The organism is Streptomyces odontomachi, from assembly GCF_024435355.1.
Classification (GTDB): domain Bacteria; phylum Actinomycetota; class Actinomycetes; order Streptomycetales; family Streptomycetaceae; genus Streptomyces; species Streptomyces odontomachi.
In genome coordinates, this window is the sequence record NZ_JAMJWG010000020.1 from 17,936 (window position 1) to 34,740 (window position 16,805).

Here is a 16,805-nt window from a genome sequence, read left to right on the forward strand (position 1 = left end):
CTCGCCCGGCGCCCGGCGATCTTCACTCGGCGCCGGTGTACGGGGTGACCGCGCCACCCCGTACACCGCGCGGCCGTCACCCGCCGTACTGGGCGAAGACCCGGGTGAAGTCCCAGTTGCTCTGGCTGACGCCGGAGCAGGTGTCGGCACCGCCGCCCGTGCAGGGGCGGTCACGGTTGACCGACCAGAAGGTCAGCCGCGCGAGGTGGTGCTGCTGGGCGTAGCCGAGGATGGTCTGGAAGTCGGACACCGTGACGGTCTCGCTGTTGTCGGTGACCCCGTTCATGGACGAGATGCCGCTGTGCCGGTACGCCTCGTCGTCGCTGTAGCCGTACGCGTTCTTGAGGGCGTTCTTCAGGCCGTCCGCCGCCTGCTTGGTGAGCTGGCCCATGTTCTGGCCGGCGCCGCCGAAGTCGAACGGCATGATCGTCCAGCCGTCGACGGTCAGGCCGGACTGCGCGCCCCGGTTGATCAGGCTGGTGTCCGGGCCGCTCTGGCCGGTGCCGAAGGTGACGAACACCTTGATGCCCGGGTTGTTGGCCTTGATCGTCTTCAGGGCGTCCACGGTGCGCTGCTGGGTGGCGCCGTCGCTGTAGGCGTCGGCCTCGATGTCGATGTCGATGGCCTTCAGCCCGTAGGCGTTGATCACCTTCTGGTAGGCCGCGGCCAGCTCGCTCGCGCTGGAGCAGGAGCTCTCCAGCTTGTTGCCGCTCCAGCCGCCGAAGGACGCGACGACGTCACCGCCGGCGCCGCGCACGGTGTTGATGGTCTGCTGGTCCACTCCCCCGGTCAGCGCCCGGCCGCCGTCCCACTGGGGGTTGCAGTAGCCGTTGCTGAGCACGAAGGCGAGGGTGAACCACTTGACGCCGGTGGCGCTCATGACGGTGCCGGGGTTCGGCGGGCTGCCCCAGCCCTCGTAGAGGTAGGGCGCGACGGCCATGGCGCCGGTGCCCGGGGTGCTGCCACCGCCGGTGGCGGGCGCGGTCCACTTCTGGTTGGAGGCACCGGTGCAGGTCCAGATCTGCAACCGGGTGCCGTTCGCCGAGTTGCCGTCGGTCACGTCCAGGCACTTGTCGGCCTGGGTGTTGACGATGTCGTGGGCCGCGTTCGCGTTCCACTTCTGGTTGGCGCCGCCGGTGCAGTCCCACAGCTGCACCTTGGCGCCATCGGCGGTGCCGTTGTCGACCACGTCGAGGCACTTGCCGAGGGCGCGGATGGTGCCGTCGGAGTTCACCGACCACTGCTGGGCGGCGGTGCCGTTGCAGTCGTAGAGCTGGACCGCGGCGCCGTTCGCCGAGCTCGCGGCCGCCACGTCCACGCACTTGCCGGCGAGGCCGGTGATGGTGCCGGTGTCCGCGGAGGCGGTGGGTGCCTGGATCATGCCCAGGGCGAGCAGCGGCGCCACGAGCAGCGGCAGCAGGCGTACGGATCTGCTGCCCGAGCGTCTGAGGAATCCGGTGCGGGGCGCTCTCATCACATCGTCCACTTCTGGTTGGAGCCGCCGGTGCAGGTCCAGATCTGCAACCGGGTGCCGTTCGCCGAGTTGTTGTCGGTCACGTCGAGACACTTGTTGGCCTGGAGGTTGACGATGTCGTGGGTGGACGCGTTGTAGGTCCACCTCTGGGCGCCGGTGCCGTTGCAGTCCCACAGCTGCACCTTGGCGCCGTCGGCGGTACTGCCGCTGGTCACGTCCAGGCACTTGCCGAGGGCCCGCAGGGAGTCACCGTTCACGCTCCACTGCTGGGCCGCGGTGCCGTTGCAGTCGTAGAGCTGGACCGGGGTGCCGTTCGCCGAGCTCGCGCTCGCCACGTCCACGCACTTGCCGCCGAGGCCGGTGATGGACCCACCGCCACCACCCGAGGAGCTCTCGGAGACATGCACGTAGTCGACGACGAGCTGCTGCGGGAAGGAGGTGCTGCCGTCCGGGTCGCCGGGCCAGTCACCGCCGACCGCGAGGTTCAGGATGATGAAGAACGGCTTGTTGAACACCCACTGGTTGCTGCCGACGTCGGCCGAGGTGCGGGTCTCGTAGACGTTGCCGTCCACCGACCACTTGATCGTGTTGGGCGACCAGTCGACGGCGAAGGTGTGGAAGGCGTCGGCGAAGGCCGCACCGCCGGGCAGGGTGTATCCGGCGCCGATGCCGTTGGCGCCGGAGTAGCCGGGGCCGTGGATGGTGCCATGCACCGTGGACGGCTCCTTGCCGATGTTCTCCATGATGTCGATCTCGCCCGAGTTCGGCCAGCCGACGCTGCCGATGTCGGTGCCGAGCATCCAGAACGCCGGCCACATGCCCTGGCCCCGCGGAATCTTCATCCGCGTCTCGACGTGCCCGTACTGGGCGCTGAACTTGCCGGAGGTGTTCATCCGGGCCGAGGTGTACTGGCAGCTGCCGTACCAGCACTGGTAGTTGTTCGGGTTCTCCTTGCGCGCGGTGATGACCAGGTGGCCCTGGCCGTCCAGCGCGGCGTTGGCGTTGCCTGCGGTGTAGTACTGCCGCTCGTGGTTGTTGCCGCTGTTGTCACCGGTCTCCAACTGCCAGCGGCCGCTGTTGACGGCGGACCCGGCCGACCCGTCGAAGTCCTCGGTGAACGTGGCCTGGAGGGCCGGCGCGGCGGTCTCGGCGGCGGAGGGCGCCGCGGTGGCCCGGTCGGCCGCCGCTGCGGCCGGGATCAGGGCGCCGGAGGCGCACAGCGCGGCGGCGGCCCAGACGAGCAGCCTGCGTCTGAGGGGAAGACGCATGGGGCATCACATCGCTTTCGGTGAGAGGGGCATGGCCGGTGACTCTGGTCATGGCCGAGGCTTCGAGGCTGATCATGCCCATGACATGCGCAAGCGGGCAGGCGGCAGCCACGGTGCGAGCCATGCGTGAGAGCCGCGCGGAGAACATGTGACGCTACTTACTTCAAGCGTTGATTTAAGGCCCCCCTCAAGGGGCCGTCAAGGTATACGTCTGGACCAATTCCCCCAGAGGTCCGGAAGGTTGACCACTTTTCGCCAGACTCGACCCTCCGGACGGGCACCCAACGGTGCCAAGCAGGTGGTCGTCAAGGGGTTGACCGGACGCGATGCGCCTCCTACATTCCTCGCACCTTCCGAGGTACATCGATTAACCACTCGTTAACCGCCTGGTTGGAGGCACCCCGTCGTGCGCGCACCGCTGACTCGGCGCGGCCTGTTCGCCGCCGGTACCGGCCTCACCGCCGCTGCCGCTCTGCCTGCCCTGTCCGGCTGCTCCGCGCTGGCAGCGGCGGACTCCGATCCCGACACCCTCGTCGTGCACACCCAACTCGGCACCACCGCCACCGGCTCGCCGAGCTATCTCGCGGCCGTGCAGCGGTTCCACGAGGAGCATCCGGGGATCACCGTCAAGAACCTCATCAACGGCGACGACCTCGCGCAGGTCTACGAGACCTCGCGGCTGGCCCGCAAGGAGGCCGACGTCGTCATGGTGAACCTCTACGACAAGACGCTGGCGTGGACGGAGGTCGGCGCCACCGTCGACGTCGAGCACTACCTGGACGCCTGGGGGCTGCGCGAGCGCGTGCTGCCCGCCGCGCTCCGCGACTGGACCGACGACAAGGGCCGGCTGAGGGCCTTCCCCTACTTCGCCACCAACTGGCCCGTCGCCTACAACCATGCCCTGCTGGAGCGCGCCGGCGTCGACCGGATCCCCACCACCGGGGACGAGTTGATCGGCGCCGCCCGCAAGCTGCGCGCCAAGGGGATCGCGCCCGTGACGGTCGGCGGCAACGACTGGACCGGGCAGAAGCTGCTCGCCCAGATCATCCAGACCTTCCTGACCGAGGAGGAGGCCCGGCATGCCTACGCCACCGGGGACTTCGGCAGCAGGGGCGTGCGGGAGGGCATCGACTACTTCGTGACGCTGCGGGACGCGGGGGTGTTCTCCGACAAGGCGCAGGGACTGACGTCGGACTCGATGAACACCCAGTTCAACACGGGTGCGGCGGCCGTCGAGTCGGCGATGTCGTCGGCGCTTGCGCAGGTGCCGGAGAAGGTGGGGCGGCACACCGAGGTGGGCGGCTGGCCGCTGGCCGACGGCGCCGTGCACGACAGGCCCACCATCCTGCGGGCCTACACCCTGATCGGATTCTGGATCAGCCCGAACGGCACCAGGAAGATCGACCACGTCGAGAGGTTCCTGCGCTTCATGTACCGCCCCGACACGGTCGCGCGGTTCATCCGGGAGAGCGGCCGCGACATGGCGCTGCGCTCCGACGCCCTCAGCACCCGCTTCCCGCTCGTCGGCGCCGCCCAACGGCTGGGGTCCGGCGTGAGCCAGGTGCTGCTGCCGGACGTGTACGTCCCGCCCACCGCGTCCCAGCCGCTGATCACCGCCACCAGCACCTCCTTCACCCGCGGGGTCGGCGCCGCCAAGGTGCGCGCCGCGCTCGAAGCCGCCTACCGCTCGGCGTGAACCGCCTTCCCCCTCGCCTCGAACCTCAACTCGAAGAGCCCCAGCCCACGGGAGCCCCCTCATGACGACGTTGACGCCGCTGCCGGACCACACCGCGGTCCGCCCGCCCGGCGCGCCCCTGCCCGGCGCCGGTCGCGGACCGCGCCGGCAGGGCGGCACGATCCTCGCGGTGCCCGCCCTGGTCTGGTACCTGGTCTTCATGATCGGCCCGCTGGTCGCCATCTTCGTGGTCGCCGCGCTGCGCTGGCCGGGCATGCTCCAGCCGGTGTCCTTCGCCGGGCTCGGCAACGTGCGCACGGTGCTGGCCGACCCGGTCTTCTGGGACGCGGTGCGCAACACCGCCGTCCAGCTGGTCGTGGCACTGCCGATCATGATCGGGTGCGCCTACATGCTGGGCTACTACGTCGCGCAGCGGCCGCCCGGCCACCGGATCATCCGCTATCTGCTCTTCGTCCCCGGCCTGATCTCGACCCCGGCCAAGGCGATGGTGTTCTACGCGGCGCTGTCCCCGGACGGGCTCGTCAACGGCGCGCTGAAGTCGGCGGGCCTCGGCTCGCTCACCGACGCCTGGCTCGCCTCGCCGTCGACGGCCCTGGCGTGCCTGATCGCGTTGGACGTCTGGAGCGGGATCGGGTTCACCGCGGTGCTGTTCGCCGCCCGGCTGGGGAGCGTCCCGGACGAGCTCGGCGAGGCGGCCCAGCTGGACGGTGCCGGGCACTGGCGGACCATGTGGCGCATCCACTGGCCGGTGATACGCGACTACACCGGCGTCGTCACCATGCTCCAGTTCCTGTGGACGCTGTTCGGCTCCGCCCAGCACGTGCTGCTGCTCACCCAGGGCGGCCCCGGCACCTCGTCCACCACGCTGTCCTTCCTCGTGTACCAGAAGGCCTTCATCGCGGCCGACCTCGGCTACAGCCAGACCGTCGGCGTGCTCCTCTTCCTGGTCGGGCTCGCCGGGCTGCTCGCCATCCGCCGCGCGTTCCGCCAAACCTACTGAGATCGGAGCGGACCACATGAAGTTCAGCAAGCGCTGGCTGCCCGCGCACCTGCTGGTGTGGCTCTACGCGGTGCTGTTGGTCGTGCCGCTCTACTACTTCGTCGCGTCCGCGTTCAAGACCAACGAAGAGATCTTCGGCCACCCCTTCGCGCTGCCGCACTCCCTTCGCCTCGGCAACTTCGAGACCGCGTTCACCAGCGCCGACCTGGGCCTCGCCGTCGTCAACTCGGCGCTGGTGACGGTGGTGTCCCTGGCGCTGACGCTGCTGCTCGCGCTGCCGGCGGCGTTCGCGCTCGCCCGGTCGACGGGGCGGTGGGCCGCGGCGCTGGAGAAGGTCTTCGCGCTGGGATTCCTGATCCCCACCTTCGCGGCGCTCTTCCCGACCTTCCTGCTGGCCGCGGCGACCGGTCTGTTCCACACCCGCACCTTCATGATGCTCTTCCTGCCCGCGACGGCGATGCCGCTGTCGGTGGTGATCCTGGTGCAGTTCATGCGGACCGTCCCGCGCGAGATGGAGGAGGCGGCCCGCATGGACGGCGCGTCCACCTACGCCGTGCTGCGGCACGTCCACACGCCGATGTGCCTGCCCGGTATCGCCACGGTGCTGCTGCTGAACTTCCTGACCTTCTGGAACGAGTACCTGTACTCGCTGGTCATCATCGGCCCCGACCCCGCCCAGCGCACCGTGCAGGTGGCCCTGCCCACCCTGAAGGCCATCACCGGTACCGACTACGGCGTGCTCACCGCCGGCACCGTGCTGACCCTCGTACCCGTGTGGGTGGTCTACACGGTGCTCCAGAAGCGGATGCAGCAGGCGCTCGTCAGCGGCGCGGTGAAGATGTGAGCGCGTCCCCACCGAAGCCGGCCCGGCGGCCCACCATCAAGGAGGTGGCGGCCGCCGCCGGGGTGTCGACGGCGGCCGTGTCCCAGGCGTTCAACCACAAGGGCCGGCTGTCGGAGCCCACCAGGCGGCGCATCCTGGAAGCCGCCCTCGAGCTGGGCTGGGCCCCGAACGGGCCCGCCGCGGCACTGCGCAGCGCCCGCACCCGCACCCTCGCCCTGGTGGTGCGCCGGCCCACCGACGTGCTCGGCGCCGACCCGCACTTCAGCGAGCTGATCACCGGTATCGAGGGCGAACTGGCCCCCCTGGGCTACGGCCTGCTGCTGCACCTGGTCGCCGGCGTCCAGGAGGAGAACGTGCTGTACGAGCGGTTCGCCGCCGAGGGCCGCGTCGACGGCGCCGTCCTCACCGACGCACGCACCGACGACACCCGCCCCGCCCTGCTGGCCCGCCTGGGCCTGCCCGCGGTCCTGCTCGGCGCACCCGACCCCACCGCCGCCGTGCCACGCGTCGGCCTCGGGCAGCAGGGCGCCGGAGTGCAGGAAGCGGTCCGGCATCTGCTGGACCACGGCCACCGGCGCATCGCCTATGTGGCCGGGCCCGCCGAGTTGCAGCACACCCGGCTGCGGCTCGGCGCGTTCGAGTCGGCGCTGCGGGCGGCGCACCTGCGGCCCTTCGCCGTGCTGCACACCGACTTCACCGAGCGGGCGGCCCTCGCCACGACCGGGGCGCTGCTCGACGCCGCCGACCGACCCACGGCGATCATGTACGCCAACGACTCGATGGCGGTGTGCGGCGTCGGCGCCGCCCAGCGCCGCGGGCTGCGGGTCCCCGCCGACCTGTCGGTGGTCGGCTACGACAACCTGCCGCTCGGCCGCTGGCTGCACCCCCGGCTGGCCACCGTCGACCAGCAGGTGCAGCAGGTCGGCGCGGCCGCCGCCCGGCTGCTGCTGGCCCGCTGCGGCGAGGCCGTCGAGGAGCTGGTCCTCGACGGCCGGCCACGGCTGGTGGAAGGCGAGTCCACCGGCCCGGCACCCGACTGACCCCACCACGACGCCCACCACGCGCCCCTGCCCTCCCCCACGGCCACCCGCCCCGGAAACGACCGGGACGGGCAGCGCACCGAGGTGCGCACCGAACCGCACGACCGGAGAACGACACCATGCGACGCCACAGCGCCCAGCTCACCCACGACCCAGCCGTCCTGCCCTGGCTCGGCGCCAACTTCTGGTCCCGCACCGGCGGGCCCCTGATGTGGCGCGGCTACGACCCGGCGACGGTACGCGAGGAACTGGCCGTGCTGCGCGCGCACGGTCTGACGATGACCCGGTCGTTCTTCTACTGGCCGGACTTCCACCCCGAGCCGCACCGCGTCGACGAGACCCTGTGCGGGCACTTCCACGACTTCCTCGACGCCCATGCCGAGGCGGGCATGGCCACCGTGCCCACCTTCCTCGTCGGCCACATGTCCGGGGAGAACTGGGACCCGGCCTGGCGCGGCGGCCGCGACCTGTACGAGGACGTGTGGCTGGTGGGCCGGCAGGCGTGGTTCGTCTCCCAGATGACCCGCCGATTCAAGGACCACCCCGCGGTGACCGGCTGGCTGATCTCCAACGAGATGCCCGGCTACGGCCGCGTCTACCAGGTCGACCCGCCCTCCAGCGAGGTCGTCACGGCCTGGGCGCAGGCCATGTGCAACGCCGTGCGGGCCGCCGGCGGCACCCAGCCGGTCTCGCTCGGTGACGGCGCGTGGGGCATCGAGGTCACCGGCCGCGACAACGGCTACTCGCTGCGCGAGACCGCCGAGTACGTCGACTTCGTCGGACCGCACGTCTACCGCTCGGACACCGACCGGCCGCGCCAGCACTACCGCGCCGCCTTCGAGTGCGAGCTGGCGGCCGTCACCGGGGCACCCGTCGTCCTGGAGGAGTTCGGCCTGTCCACGGACATGGTGTCCGACGAGAACGCCGCGGTGTACTACCGGCAGACCCTGCACAACTCGCTGCTGGGCGGTGCCACGGGCTGGATGGCCTGGAACAACACCGACTACGACGACCTGTGGGAGCAGTCGCCCTACGACCACCATCCCTTCGAGATGCACTTCGGCATCACCGACGCGACCGGTGCCCCGAAGCCGCCGCTGCGGGAGCTCGGCGCGTTCGCCGAGGTGCTGAAGGCCGTCGACTTCCCGCGCTGCCGCCGCGGCGACGCGGACGCCGCGCTGGTGGTGCCCGCCTTCCTGGAGCGCGGCTACCCCTACAGCAGGCCCGCCGACCGGCCGCTCATCTTCACGTCCCTGCACCAGGGGTACGTGGCGGCCCACGCCGCCGATCTGCCGGTGGGCCTCACCCGGGAGGCCGACGGCCTGCCCGACGAGGCCGCCCTGTACCTGCTGCCGGCCACCCGCCAGCTCACCACCCGCACCCGGCGCGAGCTCCGGCGCCGGGCCCACCGGGGCGCCACGGTCTACCTGTCGTTCTGCTCCGGCGAGCACCCGGTGACCCGCGGCCCGTGGTTCGACGACCTGGACGGTCTTTTCGGCGTGGCGCACCAGCTGTCCTACGGGGTCGCCGAGTCCATCGAGGACGAGGTACTGGAGATGACGTTCACGCAGGACTTCGGCTCGCTGGCGGCGGGGGACGTGCTGCGCTTCCCGGTCGCCGGGAACGCGGACAGCCGGGCCTATCTGCCCGTCGTGCCCCAGGGCGCCCGGGTGGTCGCCGTCGACGCGCACGACCGGCCCGCGCTGCTGGTCAACGAGACCGGGTCCGGCCGTACCGTGCTGGCCACCTACCCCCTGGAGCACATGGCGGCGCGCACCGCCCGGGCCAACCCCGAGGACACCCACCGGCTGTACGCGGCGCTCGCCCGGGTCGCCGGCGCCCGGCGCCCCGTGACGGTCGACAGCCCGTACGTCGGTGCGGACGTCCTGGTGCACGAGGACGGGCGGCGCTTCGTGTGGCTGGTGAGCCAGCACGGCGAGGAGATCACCGTGCGCCCCGCCGCCGACGGCACCCTGCATGACCTCACCTCAGGTACGGCCGCCGACGAGGTGACGCTCGCCCCGTACGGGGTGCGCGTGATGGAACTGCGCTGACCGCGCTGAGCGGGCCCGCTGCCGCGGTCCGTGCACACGGGTGGGCCGCCGGACCGTTCGGCTGGCCGGCTGGTTCTCCTGGCGCGTCTCCCCTTCTCCCGGATACCCAGAGTTGAAAATTATAACTTTGAGTCACTTCTGAGAAGCGGAGGGCAACATGGAGGAGCGGGTCCCGGTACTGGTGTGCGGGGGAAGCCTGGTGGGTCTGTCGGCCGCGGCGTTCCTGGCCTGGCGTGGTGTGCCCGTGCTGGTGGTGGAGCGGCGCGAGCAGACGTGTGTGCATCCGCGTGCCAAGGCCTTCAGCATGCGGACGGCCGAGCTGTTGCGGCAGCTCGGCATCGAGCAGGAGGTGCGGCGCTGCGGGCCGCCGGGCGTCGCCTTCACGGCCGGCAGCAGCGAGTTGACCGTGCACACCCTGGCCGGCGCGGAGATCTCCTGGCAGGAGGCCGCGATGGACCCGACCTTCGGGCAGGGGGACGCCAGCCCGTGCCGTTTCCTGGTGTGCCCGCAGGACGTGCTGGAGCCGATCCTGCGGGACCGGGCGGTGGAGCTGGGCGCGGACGTACGGTTCGGCACGGAGCTGGTCGACTTCGAGCAGGACGGGGCGGGCGTCACCGCGCGGATCCGTGACCTCGGCGACGGGGCCGTCACGACGGTGCGGGCGGACTACCTGATCGGGGCCGACGGCCCGGACAGCTCCGTGCGGGCGGCGCTGGGCATCGGCACGCACGGGGTGGGCACCTTCCAGCACGACGTCAGCGTCCTGTTCGACGCCGATCTGAGCGTCCCGTTGCGCGGCCGGAAGTTCTTCCTGTGCTTCGTCCAGCACCCGGAGGCGAAGGGAGTGCTGAGCACCGACGGGCGGCGCTGGCAGTACACCAAGTCCTACCGGCCCGAAGCGGGCGAGAGCCCGGACCAGTTCACCGAGCAGCGCTGCCGGCAACTGGTCCGGACCGCGGTGGGCGTGCCCGATCTGGAGCTGGACGTGGTGGACATCCAGGCCTGGTCGATGTCGGCGTGGGTCGCCTCCCGCATGCGGCAGGGCCGGGTGTTCCTGGCCGGGGACAGCGCCCACGTCTGCCCGCCCGCCGGCGGGTTCGGCGCCAACACCGGGATCCAGGACGCCTACGACCTGGCCTGGAAGCTGGCCCATGTGCTGGACGGGCGGGCGGGTGCCGGGCTGCTGGACACCTATCAGGACGAGCGGCTACCGGTGGCCTCGTTCACCGTGGACCAGTCCGTCGCCCGTTTCGTCGAGCACAACTCCCCCGCGCAGGCCCCCGCCGGGGAGCGGATCTCCCAGGTCAGCCATCTGGCGGTGACGATCGGCTACCGCTACCGGTCCGCCGCCCTGCCGCCGTGCCCGCCCGGCGACGACGCGCCGTGCGAGGTCCCGGGGCCCCCGCGCGGCCGCCCCGGTACCCGCGTCCCCCATGCGTGGCTGGAGCACGGCGGTGCGTCGGTCTCCACCGTGGAACTGGCCGGGCGCACCTTCGCCCTGCTCGCCGGGCCTGCGGCGGACCGCTGGGGCAAGGCCGCCGAGGTGGTGGCCGGCCGCCTCGGTGTCGACGTCGACGTGCACCACCTCCCGGCGACGGCCGCGCCCGGCGCCGAGGAGCAGCACGGTGCCGCCGGCCGTCGGGGCGAGGATGCCGGGAGCAGGGACGGGCGTGCGCAGGGTGAGCAGGTGCTGGGCGCGTTGGGCCTGGACGAGGGCGGCGCGTTGCTGATGCGGCCGGACGCCTTCGTCACCTGGACGTCACCCGTGCGGTGCCTGGACCCCGAGGCCGAACTGCACCGGGCGCTGGCCCGCGCCCTGGCCCGCCCGGAACAGCCGGCCGCCCTCCCCACCAGCCCCTGAACCTGCCGTGCGCACCACTCCTGCCCCGGCCGGGCACGCCGCACGAGCCCGGCCGGGCGGTGGGCGGCGCGCACGGCCGACGGTCCCTGGTGCTGTGGCCGGTGAACCTTCCCGACTACGGCACCAGGTCCTGTCCGGCGGATCTTGCCGCGGTCGCGGGGTCTGGCACGCCCATCTGCGGCGTTGTCGTCGGTTGCCAACGCGCCGCGTCGGCGCCCTCCTCCGCCTTGCAGCTGGACGCACCAGACCCCGCTCACCTGGGCCGAGAGGTGACCGCCACCCGCATGCGGCCTGATCCGCCGGACAGGACCTAGCCGGCGTCGGACTGCAACGCGCGTTCGCTCGCCCTGCGTCGTGCCTCGGCCGAGGCCGTCGACGACATGAGGAGTGTGTACAGCACCAGCGCCGAGCCCAGGCCGACCGCCCAGCCGTAGTCGGCCAGCGGCTTCAGGACGGGGATCAGCCCGTCCTCGGGGAACGGGCCCTTGCCGGGGGCGGAGTGCGAGCCGCCCACCGCGAGCGCACCGCCGACGAGGAAGGCGAGCACGGCCCGCCAGTTCCAGCCGCCGGCGTACCAGTAGCGTCCGTCGCGGCGGTACAGGTCGACGAGGTCGAGGTGGGTGCGGCGGACGAACCAGTAGTCCGCGATGAGGATGCCGGCGACGGTGCCGAGCAGCCCGCCGACGACGCCGAGCCAGACGAAGATGTAGAACTCGGGCGTCGCGATGAGCTTCCAGGGGAAGATCAGCACGCCCACGACGCCGGTGATGACCGCCCCGACGCGGAAGGTGATGTGCTTGGGCGCCAGGTTGGCCAGGTCGTAGGCCGGGGAGACCACGTTCGCCGCGAGGTTGGTGGAGATGGTCGCGATGAGGACCGTGATCAGCGCGAACAGCAGCCCGAAGACGTTGTCCGCCTTGCCGGCGAGGTCCACCGGCTCCCAGATGGGCTCCCCGTAGACCTGCTGGGAGCCCGAGGTGACCAGCACCGACAGCAGCGCGAAGGCGGTCATGGTGGTCGGCAGGCCCATCGTCTGGCCCCACACCTGGGCGCGTTGGCCCTTGCCGAAGCGGGTGAAGTCGGGGATGTTCAACGACAGCGTCGACCAGAAGCCGATCATGCCCATCAGGGCCGGGAAGAACACCGGCCAGAAGTCGGCGCCCCAGCCCAGCTGCGACGGCTGGTCGAGCAGCGGCCCGAAGCCGCCCGCCTTGTCGGCCATCCACCACAACAGCACCAGCGCGCCGACCAGCACGAAGGGCCCTGCCCAGTTCTCGAACCGGCGCAGCGTCTCCATGCCGCGCAGGATGATGGCGAGCTGGAGCAGCCAGAAGACCACGAAGCAGGCCCACAGCGTCCACGGGTAGCCGCCGATCTCCCGGGCGTGTGCCCAGTCGCCGCCATAGGCCTTGTTGAACAGCACGTAGATGCCCTGGCCGCCGATCCAGGTCTGGATGCCGAACCAGCCGCAGGCCACCGCGGCACGGATCAGCGCCGGCAGGTTGGCGCCGCGCAGCCCGAAGGAGGAGCGCGCCAGCACCGGGAACGGGATGCCGTACTTGGGCCCGGCGTGGCCGGTGAGCAGCATCGGCAGCAGCACGATGACGTTGGCGAGTGCGATGGTGAAGACGGCCTGCTTCCAGTCCATGCCGAGCGCCACCAGGCCGGAGGCGAGCGTCCAGGACGGGATGTTGTGCGCCATGCCGATCCACAGGGCGGTGAAGTTGTACGTGCCCCAGTGGCGGTCGGCGAGCGGAATGGGCCGCAGGTCCTCGTTGGCGAAGCGGCTCTCCTCGGGGAAGGCGCCGTGCAGCAGTTCTGCGCGGCCGTCGTCGGTGACGAACTGGCCGCCCGATATCGATGCGGTGGAGCTGAGGGGGCGTGGGGGGCCTGGGGGACCTGGCGGGACGGTATGGGTCATGGACGGATCCCATTCGCTGGTAGGGATGCGCTGGCGAGGGCGTGGGGGGTGCCTGGTGTGCCTGCCCGGCCGGCGCCGCGCGGGGTGGGTACCGGTGGCCACCCCGCGCGGCGCCGGTGGCCGTGCGGCGCTGGTGGGAGCGCGGAGGGGGAGGTGCGGATGGGGAACGAAAGGTGCCGACCGGGGTCAGCCGAGTGCCGGGATGATCTGCGATCCGTAGGCGTCGATCACGTTCTCACGTGCGTCGTGCATCGCATAGATGGCGAACTGGTCCACGCCCAGATCCTTGAGCGCCCGCAGCTTCTCCAGGTGTGCCTCCACCGGGCCGAGCAGGCAGAAGCGGTCCACGATCTCGTCGGGGACGAAGGCCGTGTCGGGGTTGCCGGAGCGGCCGTGGTGCGCGTAGTCATACCCCTGGCGGGCCTTGATGTATGCGGTGAGCGCGTCGGGCACCATGCCGGAGTGCTCGCCGTAGCGCGCGACCAGGTCGGCGACGTGGTTGCCGACCATGCCGCCGAACCAGCGGCACTGCTCGCGTGCGTGGTCGAGGTCGTCGCTCACGTAGGCCGGTGCCGCCACGCAGATGGTGAGCTCCGCGGGGTCACGGCCGGCCGCCTCGGCCGCTTCCCGGACCGCCTTGACCATCCATTCGGTCAGGTACGGGTCGGCGAGTTGCAGGATGAACCCGTCGGCGCACTGCCCGGCCAGCGCGAGCGCCTTGGGTCCGTAGGCCGCCATCCACACCGGCAGCCGGCCGTCCTTGACCCAGGGCAGCCTGAGCGGCTGGCCGTTGACCTCGGCTTCGCGGCCCTCGGCGAGGTCGCGGATGACGCCGATGGCCTCGCCGAGCCGGGCCAGCGTGTTCGGTTTGCGGCCCGCGACGCGCATCGCGGAGTCGCCCCGGCCGATGCCGCAGACGGTGCGGTTGCCGAACATCTCGTTCAGCGTCGCGAAGGTGGAGGCGGTCACTTCCCAGGTGCGGGTGCCCGGGTTGGTGACCATGGTGCCGACCTTCAGCCGCTCGGTGTGCTCCAGGATGCGGCTGTGGATGACGAACGGCTCCTGCCAGAGCACGGCCGAGTCAAAGGTCCAACCATGGCTGAATCCCGACTGCTCCGCGCGTCGCATTAAGTCGACGACGGTGGAGGCCGGTGGGTCCGTCTGCAGGACGAGACCGAAGTCCATGGGCACGCTCCTAGTCCTCAAGGGCTGGGCGGGCTCCGGACGGGGCCCACCGGGTGCGGGGGCCGGTCAGTTCAGGTGCGGGCAGGCGGTCCGGTGGCGGCGCGTCGGCTGCCCCGCCACGACCGCCTGGTGGAGCAGGTCCGTGCGCTTCTCCACGCCCGGCAGGCGGGCGGCGCCCACGTGCCGGCGTCGCCGACGATGGAGCCGAGTTCGCATACCGGTTTCTCCCAAGTCCCGGACTTCAGGTAGTGCAGGGCCCGTTGGCAGATACTCCGCGGACGATGCCCCCGCGTGACGCGATCAGACAGGTCTCTCCCTGCCGGACCATGCCTGACCTTGTGCTGAGAGGCCTCGAAGGCATTTCTTGAAGGCACAACTCTGGACTCGTTCCGAGGGGTTTGCAAGGGGTGTTCTACACGCGTCCACCTCCCATCCGTCAGAGAGGTCGGCATCAAACACCCATTTCGGGTGAACTCTACTCCGAAGGGGCACCCTTTGCTCCTCAGCGCGCCGGGCCCCGGAAGCGGACATGGCCCCGCCGCCCGGCAGTCGGCCGGGCGGCGGGGCAGGCGGAACACCGGCACAGGGATCCGGCACAGGGATCCGGCACGGCAGATCCTGCGGTCGCGCGGGACGCGCCGCGTACGGTCAGCGCTCGCGTTCCACCATGCCGTCGGGTTTGTCGAGCCAGCCGAGGCGTGCTGCCCTGACACCCGCCTGGAAGCGGCTGGTCGCCCCGAGTTCCTGCAAGAGAGCGGAGATGCGCCGTCGGCAGGTGCGTACCGACATCCCCAGCCGGCGGGCGATGACCTCGTCCTTCTCTCCGGTGGCGAGGCCGCGCAGCAACGACTTCTCCAGGGCCCCGACCTTTCCCTGGTAACCGTTGGCCAGTCCCTTGTAGGGGACGGCTTCACGCCACAGGCGATCGTGGACCGAGCAGAGGAAGCGGACGAGATGGCGGTCGGTGATCACGACCGCCCCGTTCGAACGGTCCTGCACATCATCGAGGGGGACGAAGGCAACCTTGCGGTCGAAGACCAGCATGCAGGTGGTGAGTTCTGCCAGGGTGCGCACTTCGGCTCCGGCCTCGACGGCCCCGCGCACGCTGGGCTGCATGGCCAGGCTGGTCCGCACGGTGTGCTGGCACAGGATCCGCGTCGTCACCCCGCGCTCCACGTGGACGGTGGAGCCCGACAGCAGGTCGGGCAGGGCGTACGGCCAGTGGGCGCCCTCCGGTTGGACCGTGATCATCTCGTTGTGGCACTGCTCCGCCTCGAGCCTGAGGCGGTTGCGAGCCGCCTGGGGATCGTGGAGCACCTCCAACCCGTACGGCGTCCGGGTGGCGGCATCGGCCCTGAAGGCCGCGTCGTAGTCGCCCGCCAGGCGACGCAGGACGCCCAGTGCCTGGTTCATCTCTTCCCGGTACTGGCGCACGTTTCGCTCGAATGCCGTGGCGGCCTGGTACGCGGCCATGCGGGGGTCGACGGGGACCAGCTGCTCCTCGTCGTCCCCGCGGCGCAGCAGCCGCAGCTGCACCAGTGTCCGCAGAGCCGCGTCCACGTCCTCGCAGGGCAGTGCGAGCTCCTCGGCGGCGGCGCGGTGGTCGATGGTGCGGTGCGCGAGCGCCCGCAGGTACAGGGCTCTGCTCACGTCGTCGAGGCGCGACACCTGCGTGTCGACGGTGGGCTGGTGCTGTAAGCCGGCCTCGGCAACGTCACACGTGTCTCCTCGATGGCCCTCGGACGCCGGTGTGCCGGGATGTACGGGCATCACCGATATCCGGGGGACGGTGACGCCCCCGTCGAGATGGCGCTCGGCGCGGGCGAGAAGGGGTTCGGGCTGCCGTGTAGTGCGGTCGATCATCACGATCCCTAGCGAGCAAGTGCCGATTGTTTTCTGGCGGCAATGAGTCGTCAAGAACAAGGAGTGGGGAAAATTGACCTGTTCGTGCGGGCAAGAACGTCTCGTAGGAGAATTTCCCGCCGGGGGCAGGAGTTCGGTGAACGCGGCCAGGCCCGAGCACGGTGCGCGCGGCTGCGCCGAACGCCTCCGGCATCGCGCCGCATCCGAGACAACAACGCTCCGACGTTGTTCACCAACCCCGGTCGACGTGCTAATCAACCGGAAGCCACCGCCCCGCGCCCGCTCCTCCAGGAGTCGACCTCCGCGAAACGCTTCCCAGTGCGGGCTCGGACCGGGCCAGGCGAGGTGGATCACATGCTGCCGGCCGGCGATGGGTACGGGAGCCGGGGGCTCGTCGGCACACCGGGGGCTCGTCGGCACAGAGGACGAGGCCGTATTCACGATCTCCGGAAAGTCGGCCGATGCGCACGGATCACGGTGATATCCCTGGAGCGTGACGGGCCGGACCAGGAATGGCCAACAGTATGCCGGGCCGGTTCGCGGAGAAAAGGCCGGCGACGGCGAAGAACCGGAGAAGAACCCGACAGGGAAGGAGGGCT

At 71.0% G+C, this 16,805-nt stretch carries 11 protein-coding genes; 6 read left to right on the forward strand and 5 right to left on the reverse strand.

The window, feature by feature from the left end; genetic code table 11:
• Positions 1-76 precede the first annotated feature (76 nt).
• Positions 77-1,474 carry a lectin gene (locus tag NQO67_RS32520; RefSeq protein WP_445195110.1) on the reverse strand — a complete coding sequence of 466 codons (1,398 nt, stop codon included), beginning with the start codon at positions 1,472-1,474 and terminating at the stop codon, positions 77-79.
• Entirely contained in the window at positions 1,474-2,742 is a 1,269-nt protein-coding gene (locus NQO67_RS32525; protein WP_255953950.1) for an RICIN domain-containing protein, read from the reverse strand. The genes NQO67_RS32520 and NQO67_RS32525 overlap by 1 nt, the downstream gene beginning before the upstream one ends.
• A gap of 406 nt (positions 2,743-3,148) precedes the next feature.
• Here NQO67_RS32525 and NQO67_RS32530 point away from each other — a divergent pair, with 406 nt between their 5' ends.
• The 6 genes from NQO67_RS32530 (at position 3,149) to NQO67_RS32555 (ending at position 11,237) form a co-directional block, all read left to right on the forward strand.
• Positions 3,149-4,438 (forward strand): ABC transporter substrate-binding protein, encoded by a 1,290-nt coding sequence (locus NQO67_RS32530; RefSeq protein WP_255953951.1) that lies wholly within the window; start codon positions 3,149-3,151, stop codon positions 4,436-4,438.
• A 61-nt stretch (positions 4,439-4,499) separates the two neighbouring features.
• On the forward strand, positions 4,500-5,438 hold the full coding sequence (locus tag NQO67_RS32535; RefSeq protein ID WP_255953952.1) for a carbohydrate ABC transporter permease: 939 nt from the start codon (positions 4,500-4,502) through the stop codon (positions 5,436-5,438).
• Between the two features lie 16 nt (positions 5,439-5,454).
• Entirely contained in the window at positions 5,455-6,282 is an 828-nt protein-coding gene (locus NQO67_RS32540; protein WP_255953953.1) for a carbohydrate ABC transporter permease, read from the forward strand.
• Positions 6,279-7,322, forward strand: coding sequence for a LacI family DNA-binding transcriptional regulator (locus NQO67_RS32545; RefSeq protein ID WP_255953954.1), 1,044 nt, complete (start codon positions 6,279-6,281; stop codon positions 7,320-7,322). Before NQO67_RS32540 ends, NQO67_RS32545 begins: the two co-directional genes overlap by 4 nt.
• A gap of 119 nt (positions 7,323-7,441) precedes the next feature.
• Positions 7,442-9,376: a glycoside hydrolase 5 family protein gene (locus tag NQO67_RS32550; protein ID WP_255953955.1), complete on the forward strand. Its 1,935-nt coding sequence runs from the start codon at positions 7,442-7,444 to the stop codon at positions 9,374-9,376.
• A 157-nt stretch (positions 9,377-9,533) separates the two neighbouring features.
• The gene (locus tag NQO67_RS32555) at positions 9,534-11,237 is read left to right on the forward strand and encodes an FAD-dependent monooxygenase (RefSeq protein WP_255953956.1); all 1,704 of its coding nucleotides are present in this window, start codon (positions 9,534-9,536) and stop codon (positions 11,235-11,237) included.
• Positions 11,238-11,547: 310 nt separating this feature from the next.
• On the opposite strand, the gene NQO67_RS32560 is transcribed toward NQO67_RS32555, so the two are convergent.
• The 3 genes from NQO67_RS32560 to NQO67_RS32570 all read right to left on the reverse strand — a co-directional run bounded on the left by NQO67_RS32560 (position 11,548) and on the right by NQO67_RS32570 (position 16,206).
• Positions 11,548-13,158 carry an NCS1 family nucleobase:cation symporter-1 gene (locus tag NQO67_RS32560; RefSeq protein ID WP_255953957.1) on the reverse strand — a complete coding sequence of 537 codons (1,611 nt, stop codon included), beginning with the start codon at positions 13,156-13,158 and terminating at the stop codon, positions 11,548-11,550.
• Between the two features lie 186 nt (positions 13,159-13,344).
• Positions 13,345-14,343, reverse strand: coding sequence for a TIGR03842 family LLM class F420-dependent oxidoreductase (locus NQO67_RS32565; protein WP_255953958.1), 999 nt, complete (start codon positions 14,341-14,343; stop codon positions 13,345-13,347).
• Between the two features lie 648 nt (positions 14,344-14,991).
• Positions 14,992-16,206 carry a helix-turn-helix transcriptional regulator gene (locus NQO67_RS32570; RefSeq protein WP_255953959.1) on the reverse strand — a complete coding sequence of 405 codons (1,215 nt, stop codon included), beginning with the start codon at positions 16,204-16,206 and terminating at the stop codon, positions 14,992-14,994.
• Positions 16,207-16,805: the final 599 nt, after the last annotated feature.

Coding starts and splice junctions, on each gene's coding strand:
- NQO67_RS32520 (WP_445195110.1), bottom strand. CDS start 1,474: ATGAGAGCGCCCCGCACCGGATTCCTCAGACGCTCGGGCAGCAGATCC.
- NQO67_RS32525 (WP_255953950.1), bottom strand. CDS start 2,742: ATGCGTCTTCCCCTCAGACGCAGGCTGCTCGTCTGGGCCGCCGCCGCG.
- NQO67_RS32535 (WP_255953952.1), top strand. CDS start 4,500: ATGACGACGTTGACGCCGCTGCCGGACCACACCGCGGTCCGCCCGCCC.
- NQO67_RS32540 (WP_255953953.1), top strand. CDS start 5,455: ATGAAGTTCAGCAAGCGCTGGCTGCCCGCGCACCTGCTGGTGTGGCTC.
- NQO67_RS32550 (WP_255953955.1), top strand. CDS start 7,442: ATGCGACGCCACAGCGCCCAGCTCACCCACGACCCAGCCGTCCTGCCC.
- NQO67_RS32555 (WP_255953956.1), top strand. CDS start 9,534: ATGGAGGAGCGGGTCCCGGTACTGGTGTGCGGGGGAAGCCTGGTGGGT.
- NQO67_RS32560 (WP_255953957.1), bottom strand. CDS start 13,158: ATGACCCATACCGTCCCGCCAGGTCCCCCAGGCCCCCCACGCCCCCTC.
- NQO67_RS32565 (WP_255953958.1), bottom strand. CDS start 14,343: ATGGACTTCGGTCTCGTCCTGCAGACGGACCCACCGGCCTCCACCGTC.
- NQO67_RS32570 (WP_255953959.1), bottom strand. CDS start 16,206: ATGATCGACCGCACTACACGGCAGCCCGAACCCCTTCTCGCCCGCGCC.